We start from the raw sequence: 19902 nt of genomic DNA on the forward strand, positions 1-19902 counted from the left end.
GCGGCCATCAAGGCCGCTCCGCTCCGATGCTCGGAAACACACGCCGGGCGCGGCCCGTTCCGGACCGCTCTCGCTCGCCAGCCCACATTTCAGGTCAGGCTCTCAGGCCGTCTTGCGCGCATCCCGGAACGGATAACGCCGCCAGCGCCGCCCCGTGGCGGCGAACAGCGCATTCCCCAGGGCGGGAAAGGCCGACACCGTCCCGACCTCGCCAATACCGCCGGGCGCCTCGGTACTATCCAGGATATGAATATCCACCGCAGGCGCCTCGTTGATGCGCATCTGCGGATAATCGTGAAAATTGCTCTGCTGCACACGCCCTTCGCGGAACGTGATCTCACCATTCAGCGCGGCGCTGAACCCGAACAGCAGGCCGCCCTCGATCTGCGCGCGGATGATATCGGGGTTGATGACGAACCCGCAATCCAGCGCCACCGTCACCCGCGCAATGCGGATCGTCCCATCCGCCCGCACCGAGATTTCCGCAACCACGGCACAGAAGCTGCCGAATGCGTTATGCAGCGCCACACCGCGCCCCGATCCCGCCGGCAGCGCCTGTCCCCACCCGCTTTCGCGCGCCACGCGGTCGAGCACCGCCAGCGAACGCGGATTATGCGCCAGCAGCCGCCGCCGATAGGCGACAGGGTCCGCCCCGGCGGCGGCGGCAACCTCGTCGAGGAAACATTCGACGACATAGACATTATGCGCGGGCCCCACGCCCCGCCACCAACTGATGGGCACCGGCGAATCCGCCCGCGTCCACAGCACGCGCATCTTCGAAAAACCATAGGGCGTATCGGCCGCCCCCGCGACGGCATCCTTGTCCAGCTTGCCGTGCGGCAGCCCTCCGGGCGCGAAACGATCCGCGACCGAACCTCCGCTGACATGGTGTACCCACGCGCTCGGCAACCCGTCCGCGCCCAGCGTCGCGGTCATGCGGTCGTAATAGGCCGGGCGAAAGAGATCGTGCTGGATGTCTTCCTCGCGGCTCCAGATAAACTGCACCGGATAAGGCAGATGCCGCGCCAGCGCCGCCGCCTGCTCGATCGAATCCGTGGCCAGCCGGCGCCCGAACCCGCCACCGATCATCTGGTTGTGGATCGCGATCTTCTCGACCGGCAGGCCCGTCTGTTTCGCGACCGCCAGCCGCGCGCGGGTCGGCACCTGCGTGCCGACCCAGACATCGCAGCGATCCGCCTGGACATGGATCGTCGTATTGATCGGCTCCATCGCCGCATGCGCCAGAAACGGCAGTTCATAGGCCGCCTCGATCCGCCGGGCCGGATCGGCCAGCAGCGCATCGATCCCATCCGCGTCCCGCGCCATCACGGGCGGCACATGGGTGTGCGCGTCCCGCAGCGCCGTCATCACATCGGCCGACGACAGCGTGGCATGCGCGCCCTCATCCCACACGATCTCCAGCGCCGCCAGCCCCCGCCGCGCGGTCCAGTACGCCCGCGCGATGACCGCAACAGCGGTCCCGATCGAGACCACATCCACAACCCCCGGAATCGCCCGCGCCGCCCGGTCGTCCAGGCGCGCGACGGTGCCGCCGATGACCGGGCAGGCGGAAACGGCGCCATAGGCCATGCCCGGCAGGCGCACATCGATCCCGAACACGGCGCGGCCGGTCGTCTTGGCCGGAATGTCGGTGCGCGGCATCGGCCGGCCCAGCAACGTCCAGGCCTCGCGCGGCTTCAGGGGCACGGGGTCCGGCACGCTCTGGCCCACCGCCGCCTCGGCCAGTTCCCCGTAGGTCGCCCGGTGCCGCCCCGTCGGATCGCGGACCACTCCCCCCTCGGCGACCAGCAGCTCCCTCCCCACGCCCCACCGTTCCGCCGCCGCACCCAGCAGCATCAGGCGCGCGGCGGCCCCCGCCTGCCGCAACGGCAGCCAGGCACTGCGCACCGACCGCGACCCGCCCGTGGACAGCGTCTTCAGCAGCGTGGGCGGAACGGAGGCGAAATCCTGGGGCGAGGCCGTCAGAACCGCGATCCTGTCGAGCGGAACCTCCAGTTCCTCCGCGATCAGCATCGCCTCGGCGGTAAAGATCCCCTGCCCCATCTCGATATTCGGCACGATCAGGGCAATCGAATCATCCGTGCCGATCCGCACGAAACCGCCCAGCCCATGCCACGCCGGCGCCGCCGGCACGTCTGCCCGCGCCCGCCCCGGCCCCGACGCCGCATAAGCCAGCAACAGCCCCGCCCCCGCAAGAAAGCGCCGGCGCGAGACCCCGCCCGACACACAGGCCGCCCCATCCCCCACAGCCCGCACATCCGTCCCGCTCATGGTTCCACGTCCTCCAGGGGAATCAGATCGCAACGTGGCCGCGCACGATGTCGCGCTCCAGGCTGTCGACGGCGCCCGAAACCACCACCTTCCCCCGGTCCAGCACCACGATCGACTGCGCCAGGTCGTAGGCAAAATCGAAATATTGCTCCACCAGCAGGATCGCCATGTCGCCGCGCCGGCGCAGCATGGCGATGACCGCTCCGATGTCCTTGATAATACTGGGCTGAATGCCCTCGGTGGGCTCGTCGAGCACCAGCAGCCGGGGCCGGATCACCAGCGCCCGGGCGATCGCAAGCTGCTGCTGCTGGCCGCCGGACAGGTCGCCTCCCCGGCGCGAAAGCATCTGGCCGAGGATGGGGAACAGGTCGAAAATCTCGTCCGGCACCCGGCGCTGCGCCCGGGGCAGCAGCCCGAACCCGGTCTCCAGGTTCTCCCGGACGGTCAGCAGCGGAAAGATGTCGCGCCCCTGCGGCACGGTCGCAATGCCGCGCCGGGCACGCTCATGGGCCGGCAGCCGGGTGATGTCCGCCCCCTCCCACAGGATACGGCCCGACGACACGGCATGCATCCCGGTCACCGCCCGCAACACGCTGGTCTTGCCCACCCCGTTGCGCCCGAGCAGGCAGGTCACCGCCCCCGGACGCGCCTCCAGCGACACGCCGCGCAGGGCAAGGGCGGCGCCGTAATGCAGGCGGATATCGTCAACATGCAGCATATCCGCCCCCTCAGCGCCCCAGATAAACGTCGATGACACGCGGGTCGGCACTCACCTCGTCCAGCGTTCCCTCGGCCAGCACCGACCCTTCATGCAGCACGGTCACGCCGACACCCAGGGCGCGGACGAAATCCATGTCGTGCTCCACCACGACCACACTGCGGGTGCGGTTGATCTCGCGCAGCAGGTCGGCGGTCTCCATCGTCTCGGCATCCGTCATGCCGGCGACCGGCTCGTCGACCAGCAGCAGGTCCGGCTCCTGCCCCAGCAGCATGCCGATTTCCAGCCATTGCTTCTGGCCATGGCTCAACCCGCCCGCCTGCACATCCGCGCGCGCGCCCAGGCGCACGATCCGCAGCAGCGCCTCGATGCGCTCCGCCTCTTCCGGCGTCTCCCGCGCGAACAGCACCGCGAACGGCGCGCGCAGCCCCTTGAGCGACAGCATCAGGTTGTCGCGCACGCTCAGGGCTTCGAAGACAGTCGGTTTCTGGAATTTGCGCCCGATGCCCAGCCGCGCGATCGACGGCTCGTCCAGGCGGGTCAGGTCATGGCCGCGAAACCGCACGATGCCGGCATCCGGCCGCGTGCGGCCGGTAATGATGTCCATCATCGTCGTCTTGCCCGCGCCGTTCGGCCCCACGATGGCGCGCATCTCGCCGGGCATGAGGCCGAGCGACAGGTCGTTGATCGCCCTGAACCCGTCGAAACTGACCGACACATGCCGAAGGTCGAGAAGAGGGTCGGCGCTCATGCCTCATGTCCTTCCGGCGCGGTGATCTCGGGCGTGACTTCCTGCGGCGGGCGGGCGACCCGGCGGCGGAACAGCCCCATCAGCCCGTCGGGCAGGAACAGCGTCGTCGCGATGAACAGCGCCCCCAGGCCGTAAAGCCAGAATTCCGGCAGCCACGCCGTGAACAGTGTCTTGCCCAGATTGACCAGCACCGCCCCCAGCACCGCGCCCGCCAGTGTCCCGCGACCACCAACGGCAACCCAGATGACGGCCTCAATCGAATTGGCCGGCGCGAACTCCCCGGGATTGATGATGCCGACCTGCAATACGTAAAGCGCCCCCCCCACGGCGGCAATCATCGCGGACAGCACCCACACCAGCAGCTTCACCTGTTCGGGGCGATAGCCCAGGAAGCGCGTCCGGCTCTCGGCATCACGCACCGCAACCAGCAGATGCCCGAACCGGCCGCCCACCACCCAGCGGGCCACAAGCAGCGCCAACACCAGCACCGCCCCCGTCACCACCAGCAGCATCGCCCGCGTCTCCGTCCGGCGCAGGTCGAAGCCCAGGACGTCCTTGAAATCCGTCAGGCCGTTATTGCCGCCGAAACCGAACCCGTTCTGGAAGAAGGCCAGCATCAGCGCATAGGTCAGCGCCTGCGTGATGATCGACAGATACACGCCCGAGACACGGGCGCGAAAGGCCAGCCACCCGAACAGCCCCGCCAGCGCCGCCGGCACCAGCAGGACCAGCCCCAGCGCCACCACGAAATGGTCCGATCCCCACCAGTACCAGGGCAGACGGTTCCAGGACAGGAACACCATGAAATCCGGCAGGTTCGCATTGCCATAGACCCCGCGCGCGCCGATCTCGCGCATCAGGTACATGCCCATCGCGTAGCCACCCAGCGCGAAGAACGCCGCATGGCCCAATGTCAGGATTCCCGCGAACCCCCACACCAGATCGACCGAAAGCGCCAGCAGGGCATAGGCCAGATATTTACCGGCCAGCGTCAGCAGGAAGGGCGAAACCGACAGCGGATTGGATTGGGGCAGAAGACTGGCCAGCGCCAGCACCGCCACGATCAGGCCGACGGCAACCGCCGCCCGGACCGCCCCACGGAACGCGGAATCCCGCCTCATGATTCCACCCCCCGTCCGCGCAACGGAAACATCCCGCGCGGATGGCGCTGGATGAACAGGATGACCAGGACCAGCAGCAGGATCTTGCCCGAAACCGCCCCCACCAGCGGCTCCAGCGCCTTGCCGCCGACCCCCAGCGTCGCCGCCGCCGCCAGTGTTCCCCACAGATTGCCCACGCCGCCGAACACGACCACGAGGAAACTGTCGATGATATAGCCCTGCCCCAGATTGGGGCTGACATTATCGATCAGGCTGACCGCGACGCCCGCCAGCCCGGCAATGCCCGACCCCAGCGCGAAGGTCAGCGCATCGACCCGCGCGGTGGGAATCCCCATCAATGCCGCCATGCGCCGGTTCTGCGTCACGGCACGCATCTGCAGCCCGAGCGGCGTACGCCGCATGACCACCATCAGGCCCACCATCACCGCACCAGCAAACAGCATGATCGCCAGGCGCGCGCCCGTAATGTCCAGACCACCGAGCGCGAACGACCCCGCCAGCCAGGACGGCGTCGAGACGGCAACATTGGTCGGGCCGAACAGCGACCGAACCGCCTGCTGAAGCACGAGCGACAGGCCCCAGGTCGCCAGCAGCGTCTCCAGCGGCCGGCCGTAGAGAAACCGGATCAACCCACGCTCGATCAGGATGCCGATCCCGCCGCAGACCGCGAAGGCCGCCGGAATCGCCAGCAACAGGGCAAAGGGCTCCAGGCCGGGCGCGAACGACGCCACGGCCCGCTGCGTAAGATAGGTGGTATAGGCGCCGATCATCATCAGCTCGCCGTGCGCCATGTTGATAACGCCCATGACGCCGAACGTGATGGCCAGCCCCATCGCGGCCAGCAACAATACCGAACCGAGGCTCAGTCCGTAGAAGACATCCTGGCCGAACCCCCAGAGCCGCAGCCTGAAATCGATCGCGGCCACCGCGTCGCGGGCAGCGCGCCGTGTCTCGGGCGCCAGACGCGGCATATCGGCCGCCCCCAGCAGCACCGATCGCGCCGCCATGCCGCCCGCGGCCCGCAACGCCGCGACGGCCCGCGCCTGGTCTTCCGGTGACACGTCCGGCCCGCCCGGACTGAGCAGGGTCGCGGCACGCGCAATCTCAAGCTCGGCGTGCAGCCGGCCGTCGGGCGCATGCGCCAGCGCACGATCGATCGCCGGCAGCAACGCCGGATCATGCCGCTGATAGAGGGTCTGCGCCGCCGCCAGGCGCTCGCCGGGCGAACCGGCCGCCAACTGGCGCTCCGCCAGCGCGGCGGCAACCGCGAGGCGCACGCGATTATTGACGCGCACGGCGCGTACGGTCCCCGGCTCCGGCGAAGCCGGCTGCCCGGTCCGCGCGTCCACATACTGCTCGCCCGAGCGGATATAGAGCGCACCGCCCTCCCGCGCGACCCAGAGCCGATGCTGTTCGAGCGCCTGGAGCACCGGCAGCGCCTGCTGGTCGCCGGCCGTGCCCAGGTGCGTCACGGCCGTCGCGACATCGTCGAAACGCATGGACGCAAGGCCCGCATAGGGATCATCCGACACCGCATCGGCGGACGACGGGGGAGCGGGCGCATCCTGCGCGCCGGCAGCCATCGGCAAGCCCGCCGCCAGCAGGATCGCGACGGCCACCGCCGCCAGGACGTTACGCATGCTTTGTACCGAGGCAGGCCTTCCTGACCGTATCGTAATTGCCGCAATTGATGGGCGCGGTCCAATCCCCGATCAGGGTCTTCGTCTGCGGCACGTAGGGCGACCAGGCCTGGCCCGGCACCTCCTTCGGCGTCTGCCAGACGACATTGAACTGCCCGTCATCCTGAATCTCGCCGATATAGACGGGCTTGGTGATGTGATGGTTCGGCAGCACCTCGGCGATCCCGCCGGTCAGGTTGGGCTGCTTCAGCCCGACCATCGCCGCGATCACCTTGTCATGGTCTGTGCTGCCGGCCTTGGTCACGGCCTGAACCCACAGATTGAAGCCGATATAATGGGCCTCCATCGGGTCGTTCGTGGTCCGCTTCGGAGATTTCGTGAATCCATGCCATGCGTTGATGAAGCTCTTGTTGGCCGGAGAGTCGATGGACTCGAAATAGTTCCAGGCCGCGAGCTGGCCCACCAGTGCGGCGGTATCCATGCCGGCCAGTTCTTCCTCGCCCACGCTGAAGGCCATGACCGGGATATCGGTCGCGGCGACACCCTGGGCGCCAAGCTCCTTGTAGAACGGCACGTTGGCATCGCCATTGATGGTCGATATCACCGCCGTCTTCTTGCCCGCCGAACCGAAGGATTTGATCTGCGAAACGATCGTCTGCCAGTCGGACTGGCCGAAGGGCGTATAATTGACCATGATATCGGCATCGGCGATGCCCTTGCCCTTCAGATAATTCTGAAGGATCTGATTCGTCGTGCGCGGATAGACGTAATCCGTGCCCACCAGCGCAAAGCGCGACGCACCGCCGCCATCCGCGCTCAACAGGTAGTCGACTGCCGGGATCGCCTGCTGGTTCGGTGCGGCACCGGTATAAAAGACGTTCCGGCTGCATTCCTGCCCTTCGTACTGCACCGGATAGAACAGGATGCCGTTCAGCTCCTCGAACACGGGCAGAACGGATTTCCGCGACACGCTGGTCCAGCAGCCGAAGACGGACGCCACCTTGTCCACGGCCAGAAGCTGCCGCGCCTTTTCGGCGAACAGCGGCCAGTTGGATGCCGGGTCCACCACGACCGCCTCCAGCGGGCGGCCCAGCACGCCGCCCTTCCTGTTCTGAAGGTCGACCAGCATCAGGATCACATCCTTGAGCGTGGTTTCGCTGATCGCCATGGTACCGGAAAGCGAGTGCAGCACACCGATCCGGATCGGCTCGCCGGAAGGAGCCGCCGCGCGAGACCCTTTGATGCCGGCCAGCATCGCCGCCGAGGCCGCAAGACCGAAGCGGGACAAATCACGGCGGGTAAAACTCAACGGCGACTTAGGCATGGCATCTATCCTTGTGACAGAACATCCTTCCTCCCGCATCCGGACATGGCTGACCATACGCAATCTGGCGTAGATCACCCCCTGTCCGCCCCTTCCGAACCGATGCGAAGTGCGGGCATCCGGTCAACTTCCACGGCGGTTGCGGGTTTTTGACCGGCTAGAGCATTTCCACCGAACACAGGTTCGGTAGAAATGCTCTAGTTTATTGTTTTTACGAGCATCTTCACCTGTTCGAACGCACACGTTCAAACAGGATCTGCTTTAGGGACCCTGTCGATTTCCACAGGGAACCGATCCTATCCAAGGCGGTTTTTTTATTGAAATCGGTGAAGTGGCCCCCATCATGAGGACCACGGGTGGCCAAATTTAAGTTGGAGAGCGTGGCCCGGTTGATCCTTTTTTCAGGCGACCATCAGATCGTCCTGATGATGTTGAGCCTGTGGAGATGTGGATGACGCGTCAGCGTCGTCCATCATATGACAGAGCCACGCGTTTCCAACTTAAGGGCCGATCCCATTTTCCGGGACCACTTCAGTCGCGGCAGCTATGGACCAAAGGTCCACATGATCGTGTATGGACGGGCGAAGGACTGACGGGCGACCTCGACCCGATACGAGAAAACCGCGCGTCTCTTCGGCCGTAATGGCCGGATGAACGATACTCTAAAAATACGCCGAAATATTCACGCTGTTATACGAACAGGTTGGGCGGGGCGCATCCTTTCGTGACGCGCCCCGCCCTTCCATGTGCAATCAGAAATGAACGCGCCCTTCGAGACCGAACGTACGCGGTGTCAGCACGCTATAGGAGTAATAGCGCTCCACGACATTGTCACGAGAACGAATCGAGCTGGAGTCCTCGCTGACCGCGGTCGCGGCATACTGGTTCGTCAGGTTGTTGACGAAGAGATCCGCGCTCCATTTACGGGTGTTGTAGGTAACGGACACGCGATGCGTCACATAGCTGGGCATCCGGGTGCCGTACCCGATCAGGCCGACACGGGAATAGATGCTGCCGGTATAGTTCGTCGCCCAGTTGAACTGGACATTTCGGTTTTCATCGATCGGATACGTGTAATTGGCGATAATGCTACCGGAATTCTTCATCGATCCCGGCAGCCGATCCCCCGGCTTACCGTCGTAGCTGCCGAGCACATTGGTTACGAGCCCAGGCGCACTTGCCGTCAGATGTGCATCGTCATAGGAGTAATTTGCCGAAATCGTCAGATTCTTCGTAACACGGACGCTCGCCGTGGCATCGAAGCCGCGCGAAACAGCCTTGGAGCCGTTCTTGGTAATCCCGACATTGCCGTAAACCGTCTGACCGGGAACCTGGATGCTGCTCCAGTCGATATTGTATCCGGCAAGAGTAAACATCAAGCGGCGATGGAAGAAATTGCCGCGTATGCCAAGCTCGGTGTTGTTCGTTGTATCAGGCTTATACGCGACTTCGTTCGGAAGCGCGCAGGCATGCTGGGTGTTGGGGTCCATGGGCAGCACGCATGGCGCCACACGGTTCGCGCCGCCAAGGCGATATCCGGTGCTGTACGTAAAATACGCCATGATATTCGAATTGAAACGATAGGAAATATTAGCCTTCCACGTCGTTCCATTGGCACCGGTGGAGCCCGTCTTGTCCGAAAGAACAACATTCGGGTAAGCTTGGAACAGCGGAAGCGCGGTTCCACCATTGACGTACGCATCATAGACGAAATAACGGAACCCGCCGGTAATCTGCAGCTTCGGCGTGATATGATAAGTCAGCTCGCCATAAAGCGCGCGCTCCTGGGTCTTGTTATGGACCTTGGATGCGTATTCAAGTTCATCGGGCCGGTCGATACCGGCCCACGCCGGAAAGCCCGGCACGAATTCCGAACGAGCCGAGTCGGACTTCTGGTCGTTATAGAATCCACCGATGACCCAGCTGACGGGGCCGGGATGCTTCGACACGAGACGAAGCTCTTCGTTGAACTGGGTATATTTGGAATGAACGACCGCATACGACGAAAAGTCCGGGAACGCCTGATATCCGTAATCCAGATCAATAAGAAGATCGGTATTGTCACTCGTGCTGTCGACTGTCCGGTTTGTATAGGCCGTGCTGTTTACCAACTGAGCGAAGTTTCCGATATCAAAATAGAATTCGCCACTATAGAGATCGGACGTACGAGATACCGGCTCCTGATATCGCCACGGCGCTTCGTAATGCCCCGTACCAAGGACGCCCACCCCGTTGGCCTGCGAGCCGCCCGTGCGCGTATCCTGATGCATATAGGTCAGATACCCCCTGATATGCGGGTTGACCTCAAGCAGCAACTGATTGCGGGTAGTGAATGTATGGTCGTAGTTCAGATCCGCGCGCTTGTAGAAGTTTTCACGCTGCTGGGCTGGCGTTCCCAAGGAATCCAGACCCGGCTGCGGATTTGAAACCCCTGGATTCTTCAGCAGGTAATTATAGTCCATAAAGCCCGGATCGTTATAATATCCGACAACCGTCCGAAAGGCGATGTGGTCGCGCAGAATCGGTATATTGAAGGTTCCGGTAACTTCGCCACCGGGAGAATTACTCTCGGACTCGCCGAACGTCTTGCCCGTCAGATCCGCCGACCATTTATTGAGGTCGGGTCGATGCGGCATGTAGCGAATGGCGCCAGCGAGGGTGCCAAGGCCATACAGCGTGCCCTGAGGCCCCTGCAGCACCTCCATACGATCAATATCGATCATCTTGAAATCCGTATAGAGCGGGATTTCGCCGAGATAGACGCCGACAGAATTGTTGCTGTTGCTGCCACTGGTCCCGGTGCCACTGGATGCCAGGCCACGCAGGACGATGTTGCCGGCGCTGCCAGGGCCGGTATCCACCACCGTCAGGCCGGGCACGAACGAACTGAGCTGCTTGATGTCGGTAATACGTTGAGTTTGGATTAATTTCTGGTCTACGACCGAAATATTGATGGGCGAATCCTCAAGGCGCGTACGGCGGCGGGTGGCGGTGACGTAGACTTCTTCGTTCGCTGCCGGAAGCGGGCTGGCGGCTGCCGCCCCCTGAGCGGTGCCAGCCGCGGTCGCACTGGGGCCGGCCTTTGCGGCCGCAGGAGCGGCGGCGGGCGCGGACGCCGACGCGGGCTGCGTCGCGGCTGCATGCGACGCCTTTCCCTTCACATGCTTTGTCGGAGAAACCGGTGCCGATGTCGGTGTCGTTGCCGCAGACGCCGACATAACAAAGACCGACGACGACCCGGTTGCAAACATTGTTGCACAAAGCAGAAGGGTTCTTTTCATGGCACGACTCCTCATTCAAACCTCATGCATGCGTGACACACCACGCGCCACATTTCGACACCGCAATGACATGGCGCCCATCAGCGCCATCCATCTGCAATTATTCTACGGCTATCGTTTCGCGTTTGATATGGGGTGTTTGACGTAATAATTGCCGAATCGGCCGAATGCCCGCCGCTCTCCGACGTTCGTTCACGGCCGGCCGGTCAACGGAGAGCGCCTCCGCGCACTCAACAGGCATCGCACAAGACAGTTCCGCACCACCTCCCCCCGAAGGGAAAAGCCCGATCGCGCCTGGCCGAAAGGCCGTGCCGGAACGCACGGAGCGGAAATAATCCAGCGGGCTCGCCACCACCGGCTCGCCATGACGTGCATGCGCCATCATGGCGCGGGACTGCGGGGCGCGGGATCGGCCGAAGCGGCACGGCAGGATGCCTTGGTAATCAGTTCGACCATAACATCTCCAACGGTCTTGAGATCCCCTGCGGTCAACGTCCGATGTCTGCGGTCGAACCGGACCACGAGCGTACCGGTGCGCGCGGTGAGGGTGTCGCCATCGACGGTAATCGTGCAATCGGGCGTCGTACAAAGCGGATGCGGGACAGATGTCGCGGGGTCTACCCGGAGCCAGCTCTTCGCTACGGTGTCGATCACGAAGCGAGCATTGAAGGGCGTGGCGTGCTCCTGCTCCATGTTGCGTGCCGTCGTCGTTCCACTGCACACGAACACGTCCGGTGCGGCGATCGCATCTTCCAGGCCTCCCCCCAGAACAAGAGCCGTGATGATCACAAGGAGGAAGGAAATACGGGCTCTCGTCTTCATGCTTCCAGAAAAGCCGTCTTTCCCGAAATTTTCAACACATAATTGAAACAAAAACGGCCGGGAATAGCTTCCCGGCCGCATCGCGAAGAGGCTGCGTCAAAGAGCGGCAGCCTGGATCAATGCGCCGTCGATGCGGCGACCGTAAGCGGTGCGTGATAGTTCTTGCCCTGCACACCCAGCTTGCGCATCGCGACCCCAGTCAGGCACGCATTCATGATCTGGTCGGCATTCAGCGCGGTTGCGAACCGATTGTCGAGATAAGGCGCGACATCCAGCATCGCAAACCCGACCACCTTGGTTTCCGCGCATACGCGCCTCACGAAGGATTCCGCCTCGCGGATCGTCAGGCCGTTGGCCGCCGGCCGCCCCGCGCCGCTCGCATAGGCCGGATCGAGCGCGCTGATATCGAACGCCACGAAGACGTTCTGCGGGCCGCTCTCAATCTCGCTCAGCGCGGCCTCGACCACGCTGTTCCAGCCGTTCGTCTCGACCTGCGCCATGCTGTGATAACGAATGCCCTGCGCCTTCATCCATTCGAAATCGGCGCCCGACAGGCCCGGCCCACGGGTGCCGACCTGGACCACGGCACTGCCCTTGACCGTTCCATCCACCACCAGGCGCGACACCGCCTGATCGTCGGAATAGAAATGGGCCTGGTCGTGGTTCACGTTGTTATGGGCATCGATCTGGAGCAGCCCGACATTCCCCGCCCCGTAATGGTCCACCATCGCCCGCATCGTGGGGATCAGCACCGAATGGTCGCCGCCGACGACGAAAGGCACGACATTCGCCTCGGCCATGCCGCCGATCATCTGGCGCACATGCCCCATGGACAGTTCGACGCTCATGCGATCAACGGCGATATTGCCGTAATCCGCGATGTTCAGGACCAGTCCGGGATTAACCCCGGCATAGACGTCGAAATCGCCCAGCCCATACATCGCGCGCAGCACTTTCGGCGCATTGGCGGCATCGCGCCAGCCACTGCTGAAATCGATCGGCACACCGACGAACGCAACCTCCGTCTTGCCGGCGACCAGGTCTTCCTTCCGCAGGGCGAGCGGCGCGCCGGCAAAGGTCGGGATGCCGTCCGTCTCATACATGTAGCGCTTCAGGTTGATCGGACCGGGCTCACGCTTGAACTCGTCCAGCATCGGCGGACGCAACGCCGAAGAGCTGTTATAGCCACCCGCCTGGGGGTTGAGCGCGATCGCCGCCATGTCGCCTTCGGGGTCAAGCGCCGACCGGCCGGCTGTCGTGTTTTCCGGCGCCGCATGGAATTTCTCGGCTTCGACCGTGCTCATCATCGCCGCGACGGTCTTGCGCGCGTTCTCCGGCGTCTTCGCGGACAGAAGCAGTTCGAGCTTCCGTTTCGTCATGCCGAACCGTTCCAGCATGTCGGCATTGTCGACGAACGTCTTCTGCTCCGCCGTCAGTCCCTCGATCGACGGGCTGGCCGCATGTGCCATGGACGCAACGCCCGCGCTGCCGACAAGAAGCCCCATGGCCAGGCCGAGAGCGGTATTGAGGGTCGCCCTGCGCGCCAGACCGGCGCGCAGGCCAGGAACTCCCATGGCCCGCAAGATTGCTGAATGCCTCACTGCTTCGCTCCCTTGCCCTTGGTGCCGTAATAATTGTCCTGTCCATGCTCGGACGACAGCGGGCTGAAATAATTCGCCTGCGTGATGCCCTTCTTGCGCATCGCGATACCCGTCATGCAGCTGAACAGAATCGTGTTCGCGTTCAGCGCCGTACGATAGGTGGGGTCAAGCGCCGGAGCGACCTCCACGATATCGAACCCGACGACATTCGCTTCCGCACAGAGGCGACGCATCATGGGGATGGCTTCACGCATGGTCAGACCACCCGCCACCGGCGTGCCGGTGCCCGGTTCGATACCGGGGTCGAGCACGTCCACGTCGAAGGAAATCCACAGATATTTGGTATCTTTCTTGGCTTCCTGAATCGCCCGTTCCATCACGGCATCCCAGCCGCGCCGCTCGATCTCCGCCATCGTATGGTAGCGCATGCCGATCAGGCGCTCCCATTCGTAATCGACCGCCGAATAATGGGCCTTGATACCCATCTGGATATAATCCTCCGGGCGAATATGGCCTTCCTTCATCGCCCGGTAGATCGGCTGCCCATGATCGAGCAGATGCACCCGGCCGCGCCCGGTATCCAGGTGAGAGTCGAAGTGGATCACCCCGACCTTGCCCTTGCCATAGACATCGGCGATGCCGGCAACATCCGGATATTCCAGACTATGGTCACCGCCGATCACGACGGGTATCGCGCCCGCCTGGGCGATATCCCGCACCATGTGGCGGACTTCCTGCACGCTGCGCTCGGTGCTGTTCTGGTCGATGGCGGCATTCCCGTAATCGACGACCTTGAGCACCGAGGTCGGGGAGATCATGCTCGACACTTCCGTGCCGCCGGTTCCCTGGGTCATGACGCGCATCGCCGTCGGGCCATGCCGGGCATCACGCCAGCCGCTCCCCATGTCCAGCGGCGCCCCCATGATGGCGATATCGACCTTCGCGGCCTTCAGATCCTCGGGCGTCAGGGCAATGCTGGACCCCGCGAAGGTCGGGATGTCCGATCCCCGACCATGGATATAGCGCGACGCCTGGATGGTACCGGGCTCGCGGTGCGGGTCCAGTTCCGCCGGCCGGCGCAGATGCCAGTCGTTGAAACGCGACGACGCGGTATCCAGCGGAATCGTTTCGGCGTCGGTTCCCTTGTGGAACGCCATCTTGTCATACAGTGCCGAGACCGTATCGACATATTCCGCGACGTCCTTCGACGACGACGTCTCCCGGATCTGCTTGAACATCAGCTCGGAAGGCAGGACGGACGACGCCTTGCCACTCTTGAGGAAGTCGATCTTGTCCGCCGGAATATCCTTCAGGCGGGCCATGACGTCGTCTGGAATCGTGACAGGCTTCGGTTTTATCATGCCCGGAGTGTAGGCATCGATATATTTCGGCACCTCCCCGGGCACGGTCGGCGGGGCCTTGGGAAAGGCCGGCGTGTCGGCGGTCGGCGCAGCAACCGCGCGGCCACCGGATATAGCCGGCAACGCGAGCGCCACGGCCGCCATGAATGCAAGACGTGTTCTCATTCAAAGCCCCAGTCGTAATTGGCTACACATGGACAGCCGCAGATGTTTGAAGACCCCGGCATGACGTCAGGCTGACTATACGCGCCCGAAATGAACATGAGGCATTTGACGTATCCTGCCGTCACGTTTCTGTGTCGAATCTCTATAATCTCCGGCTATCACTTTCAGCCCGCGCCTCCGGGCGGAGCCTCCAGACATCGTGCAAGATCGGCGTGCCCAGGCCTGTACCGCATCGCCAATCCGGTATCGCAGCCCGCCGCCCCCCGACTGCGGCATTCCTGTATCGCCAGGGCCGCGAACCCGGTCGCCTGGGCGACAGCGAAGCTGATGCCATACAGATTGCGACGGCGGGGAACACCAGGAATGGGGCGCGGGTAACCGGACGAAATCATGACGAACTGTCCACCGCACCTTGCCGCCCGATAGCGGGATCGCGGCACGTCCCAGTCAAGCCCGACACCGATCACAGTGGGAATGGTGCCAGGATAACAGGGTACCTCCCCGGTCTCCCGCGCCGCGACCACAGACACCCCCCGGCGGCCCGCCTCCTCGACAGCCTCCGTGAAGAGGGCCAGATGCGCCGCATTGGTCGAACCAAGACTGAGGTTGATCAGATCGACATCCCGCGCCACCGCCCATCGGATAGCCGTGACCAGGGCCTTCGCGCTGGTCCTGAGGGCATCGTGAAAGACCTGAACCGGCACAAACGTCGCCCGAGGCGCCTTTTCCTGAATGGCAGCAAGCACAGCGGTCCCATGACCCAGCCGGTCAGGTACCGGCCCGGTTCTCCCGATGCTGCCGTCCGACAATATGGCCACGCCAGGCTCGATCCGTTCCCTGTCGATATGCGGGTGCTCCGGTTGCACGCCACTGTCGATCACGGCGATCCTCACCCCCGCCCCGTTCCGCCCGGGAAAAAGATCCGGCAAAGCGTCCAGCCGGTCGTCGGGGATATCGGGAAAGATCGTCATTTCAGACGGTTCCAGCCGTCGCGGCCGTTTGCACGCAAGCGCGTCCGTCCTCCATCACGATGACCAGATCGGCCATCTCGGCCACAGCGGGCCTGTGCGTCACGACGATCATCGTCGCATCCGGCAGGGCTTCGCGCAGGCGCGCGATCACGAGCCGCTCCGTCTGGCTGTCGAGCGCCGCCGTCGGTTCATCCAGCACCAGCACCCCGGGGCGCCGCAGCAGCACCCGTGCCAGGGCGACCCGCTGCCTCTCCCCGACGGAAAGGGCCAGTCCGCGTTCGCCCACTTCGGTCTGCAGCCCCTGCGGAAGCCGCGCGATCAACCCATCCAGCCCGGCGAGCATCACCGCGCGGTCAATGTCGGCCTGGCTCGCCTCCGGCAGCGCGAAGGCGATGTTCGCGGCGATCGTATCATTGAACAGATGCGGCGCCTGATCGACCAGCACGATGTCCCGCCGCAGGTCGTCAAGATCCAGGTCCCGCAGATCAATGCCGTCGATCGTCACACACCCTTCATCAGGGTCGAGATTGCGGACGATGAGGTCGACGAGGCTCGATTTTCCAACGCCGCTGACCCCCAGCACGGCACAGACCCGGCCTTTCGGAATTGCCAGGTCGACACCACGCAGGATGTCCCGCCCATCATGACGCAGGACGACACCGGACATGCGGATCTCGTTCCGCAAGCCGCCAAACGCACGGGCCGTCTCCTTCTGGCGCACGTCCGGCCTGGTTTCCAGCAGTTGCAGCAGCCGCGCCAGGGAGACGCGGGCCGCGCTCAAGCCTGAAATCAGGCCCATCAACGCCTGGATCGGGCCGAACAGCCGCGACTGGTAGGTCATGAACGCCACCAGCGTGCCGATCGTCATCTTGCCGGCCAGGACCTGCATGCCGCCATAGACGACCACGCCCGACGTCGCGAGCATCAGCAGCGAACCAGGGATGGCACCGGCCAGGAAGGAGGAAACCTGCATACGCAGCATCACGGCGACGAACGCGGCATTCCGCCCGCGAAAACGCGCAATCTCATGGTCGCGCGCGCGCAGCGAGGTCACGACCCGCATGCCCATTATACTATCGACCAGCATGCTGCCGACATCCGCGCCCCGTTCGCGCATCTGCCGTGTCAGGGCGGTCAGGCGTCGCTGGAAATACAGGAACGACAGGACGCAAAAAGGGATCAGCACCACGCTGATGACGAACATCCGCCAATCGAGCGACAGCATGACCGTCACGCATCCGGCCAGCATCATCAGGTTGCTCAGTACCGACAGCACCGTATCGGCGGCAATACGCTGCACATCGCCGACATCGCCGTTGAGGCGCGACATCAGATCGCCCAGACGGAACCGGGCATAGAACCGGGGCGACAATGTCTGCAAATGACTCAGCAGCGCCACGCGGATATCGAACAGCATCGCCGCCGAGGTCGCCGCATAGCGATAAGCGGACAGGATCCCCAGCACATGCCCGGCGATCGCGACCACGACCATCAGTCCCGCAATGACGATCAGCGCCGACAGGTCGTGCCCCGTCAGGGCCTTGTCGATCATCAGCTTGGACAGCCACGGCTGGGCCAGCCCCAGGGCCGTGGCGCACAGGCTGATGATACCGACCAGCAGCAGCGACCCGGCATAAGGGCGCATGAACGACAGCAGCAGCCGGTAGCTGCCCCATCGCGCGACGGCGTGTGGCGTCATTGCGGCCGGCTCATGGGAAACAGGCGCAGGTCCCTCAACTGATATCGCGGCTCGGGCAACAGGGCGAGTTGCCCGCTACACCAGGCAAAGCCCTCGGCAAGATCCGCCACCTGCGCATCCCACCAGGGCGTCCTGCCGCCGGAGCGATAGAACCCCGCGCACAGACGAAGATGCCGCCGCATCGCGGCCAGCAACATCGCATGATAATGAACGGACAAGGCCTCCCTTTCGCATGGGTCGTCCGCATGCCGCCCCATGGCCTCGATCACCGCGGCGGCCAGGATCGCTTCGCGTACCGCCTGCGCCGTTCCATCCCCGCACAGAGGATCGAACGCGATGGCCTCGGTACCGCACGCCAGCCACCCCGCCCCCGAAAGCCGCCCGATCATGCGCGGCGCCGTTTCAAACCGCCGCGCCACCGCCCCGGTCAGGGTCACATGCGGCGCCAGATGACGGCTCATGCCCAGCAGGTCATCGAGCGCGCCCCCCACCCCGAGCAGCCAGCCCTGCCCGCCCCCGGTCGGAATCATGAACAGCCAGCCATCCGCCAGCGCTTCGATCCAGCAGGAATCGCTCTCCGACGCGCTGATTTCCACGGGAACGGCAAGCCCCTGGCGACAGCCGAAACCATGCCGGGCCGGGTCGGGAAACGGCACCGTGGCATGGATAGTGAATGCGCCGTCATCCCCCTGGCGCGCATCAGCAGCCACACGCCCGGCAAACGGCCCCAGCGCATCCAATGCCCCCGGCTGAAGCGCCAGGGCATCATGCGGCACCGAAACCGGCTCCTGCCCCCCCCAGGCGACGACCCGGCGCGTGATCCGCACAACTCCGGGCCAGTCGGGCAGCGTCCCGAAACAATCGCGCAGGAGGGCCTGCGCGGCATCCCCCAGCAAAACGGCCGGCGACGGCGTCGGCGCACCAGCCTTGATGACGGTGCGACACCCGTGATGGCGCAGCAGCCGGTCGCAGCATCGCGCGGCCACGCCACCACCCCGAATCATCACATCCGGTCCGCCAACCGTCCTCACATCCGGGCGACAGTCCCGGCCGACGATGCCGTCATCAGGGAAGGGTAATGATTCCGGCCATGGTGATGTCATTCCCGAGTTCCCAGTCGGTCCGGTATTTCAACGTTTTCGCGTCATAGGACGCCACATCGTATCCGGCCCCGTAAATATACAGGCTGGAACCGTCATGCGACATACCGAAATAGAACCGCCGGCGACAGGCGAACTCAGCATGGGCTACCGCCACCGCCGTCGTCAGATTGTAATGCCAGAACTCGCAGCGCCGGCTCCCGGCATCGCCATTCACCACCACGGTATAGGCATCCTGGCCATCCGGCGTCACCTGCAACCCGACGATCGCCTGGGGCTCCGCACCGACCGGTCGATATGTCACGTCCTGCGTGGCGAGATCGAAACGGGCGATTCCGAAAATCTTGTTATGGATATAGGGGTCCCGGCTTTCATAGAGCGAGACATATTCCTTCTGCCCCCGCAGGCTATCGAGCGCATCCCCCATATTGACGTCCTGTTTCCAGGGCATCTCCGGTCGCGACAGGTCGATCGTCTTGGCCACCTTGAAGTCGGCGACGTTCAGAACCTCGATCTTCTTGCCAAAGACGTACAGACTCTTGCCATCGGGAGACACCTGCAACCGGGGCCGGCCCCCGGTCTTTGCCTTCTCGTCGACATCGGCGGAGCGGATCACCTTCTTCTCCTGCAGGTCCACCGCGAAATATTGCGGTTTCCCGAACCGGTAGCGATCGATCAGCTTGTCGATCCGGTGTCCGATCGCATAAAGATAGCGGCCGGACGGGTCCACGGCCATGCCGTTGAGACGGTAACGGGTGAGCGGCCCGTTCAGGGTAAAATGGTTCAGAACCTTGTGACTCCGGGCATCGACGACCTCGATCCCCGAAGACATGGTCGTGACGTAGATCTTGCTGCCATCCGACGAGAGCTGGATACGATTGGGCAGCCCCTCGTCGAGCGTAACCTTGTCGGTGACCTTGCCGGTGACGTCATTGATAAACTGAAGCTGGTCCGGATACCCCCCGAGCACCACGGTCGCCGCATCGGCAGGCGCGGCCGTCGCCACGGCAGCGGCAAACAGCGCAAGGCCGGAAAAAAGCAATTTCATAACGCGAA

14 protein-coding genes are annotated in these 19902 nt (G+C 64.0%); all 14 read right to left on the reverse strand.

What is annotated here, in order from left to right; genetic code table 11:
- Nucleotides 1-102 precede the first annotated feature (102 nt).
- Nucleotides 103-2292 (reverse strand): xanthine dehydrogenase family protein molybdopterin-binding subunit, encoded by a 2190-nt coding sequence (locus ACMAUO_RS08040; protein ID WP_420356394.1) that lies wholly within the window; start codon nt 2290-2292, stop codon nt 103-105.
- 22 nt (nt 2293-2314) lie between these two features.
- A complete protein-coding gene (gene urtE / locus ACMAUO_RS08045) occupies nt 2315-3010 on the reverse strand; it encodes an urea ABC transporter ATP-binding subunit UrtE (protein WP_420356395.1) in 696 nt (231 codons plus the stop codon).
- Nucleotides 3011-3020: 10 nt separating this feature from the next.
- On the reverse strand, nt 3021-3761 hold the full coding sequence (gene urtD / locus ACMAUO_RS08050; RefSeq protein ID WP_420356396.1) for an urea ABC transporter ATP-binding protein UrtD: 741 nt from the start codon (nt 3759-3761) through the stop codon (nt 3021-3023).
- Nucleotides 3758-4882, reverse strand: a complete 1125-nt coding sequence (gene urtC, locus ACMAUO_RS08055) for an urea ABC transporter permease subunit UrtC (RefSeq protein ID WP_420356397.1) — start codon at nt 4880-4882, stop codon at nt 3758-3760. Before urtC ends, urtD begins: the two co-directional genes overlap by 4 nt.
- Complete coding sequence (urtB, locus tag ACMAUO_RS08060; RefSeq protein ID WP_420356398.1) at nt 4879-6522, reverse strand: urea ABC transporter permease subunit UrtB; 1644 nt, start codon at nt 6520-6522, stop codon at nt 4879-4881. Before urtB ends, urtC begins: the two co-directional genes overlap by 4 nt.
- Nucleotides 6515-7846, reverse strand: coding sequence for an urea ABC transporter substrate-binding protein (gene urtA / locus ACMAUO_RS08065; protein WP_420356399.1), 1332 nt, complete (start codon nt 7844-7846; stop codon nt 6515-6517). The genes urtB and urtA overlap by 8 nt, the downstream gene beginning before the upstream one ends.
- Nucleotides 7847-8598: 752 nt before the next feature.
- Complete coding sequence (locus ACMAUO_RS08070) at nt 8599-11127, reverse strand: TonB-dependent receptor (RefSeq protein WP_420356400.1); 2529 nt, start codon at nt 11125-11127, stop codon at nt 8599-8601.
- 381 nt (nt 11128-11508) lie between these two features.
- A complete protein-coding gene (locus tag ACMAUO_RS08075; RefSeq protein ID WP_420356401.1) occupies nt 11509-12030 on the reverse strand; it encodes a hypothetical protein in 522 nt (173 codons plus the stop codon).
- Between the two features lie 35 nt (nt 12031-12065).
- Nucleotides 12066-13523 carry an agmatinase family protein gene (locus tag ACMAUO_RS08080; protein WP_420356402.1) on the reverse strand — a complete coding sequence of 486 codons (1458 nt, stop codon included), beginning with the start codon at nt 13521-13523 and terminating at the stop codon, nt 12066-12068.
- Nucleotides 13524-13546: 23 nt separating this feature from the next.
- Nucleotides 13547-15076 carry an agmatinase family protein gene (locus ACMAUO_RS08085; protein WP_420356403.1) on the reverse strand — a complete coding sequence of 510 codons (1530 nt, stop codon included), beginning with the start codon at nt 15074-15076 and terminating at the stop codon, nt 13547-13549.
- Between the two features lie 164 nt (nt 15077-15240).
- Nucleotides 15241-16047, reverse strand: a complete 807-nt coding sequence (qhpE, locus tag ACMAUO_RS08090) for a subtilisin-like serine protease QhpE (protein ID WP_420356404.1) — start codon at nt 16045-16047, stop codon at nt 15241-15243.
- A gap of 1 nt (nt 16048) precedes the next feature.
- Nucleotides 16049-17746 (reverse strand): ABC transporter ATP-binding protein, encoded by a 1698-nt coding sequence (locus ACMAUO_RS08095; RefSeq protein ID WP_420356405.1) that lies wholly within the window; start codon nt 17744-17746, stop codon nt 16049-16051.
- A complete protein-coding gene (locus ACMAUO_RS08100) occupies nt 17743-18750 on the reverse strand; it encodes a hypothetical protein (RefSeq protein ID WP_420356406.1) in 1008 nt (335 codons plus the stop codon). The genes ACMAUO_RS08095 and ACMAUO_RS08100 overlap by 4 nt, the downstream gene beginning before the upstream one ends.
- 61 nt (nt 18751-18811) lie before the next feature.
- Nucleotides 18812-19894 carry a YncE family protein gene (locus ACMAUO_RS08105; RefSeq protein WP_420356407.1) on the reverse strand — a complete coding sequence of 361 codons (1083 nt, stop codon included), beginning with the start codon at nt 19892-19894 and terminating at the stop codon, nt 18812-18814.
- Nucleotides 19895-19902: the final 8 nt, after the last annotated feature.

The sequence above is a fragment of the Gluconacetobacter brunescens genome (assembly GCF_048695475.1).
Classification (GTDB): domain Bacteria; phylum Pseudomonadota; class Alphaproteobacteria; order Acetobacterales; family Acetobacteraceae; genus Gluconacetobacter.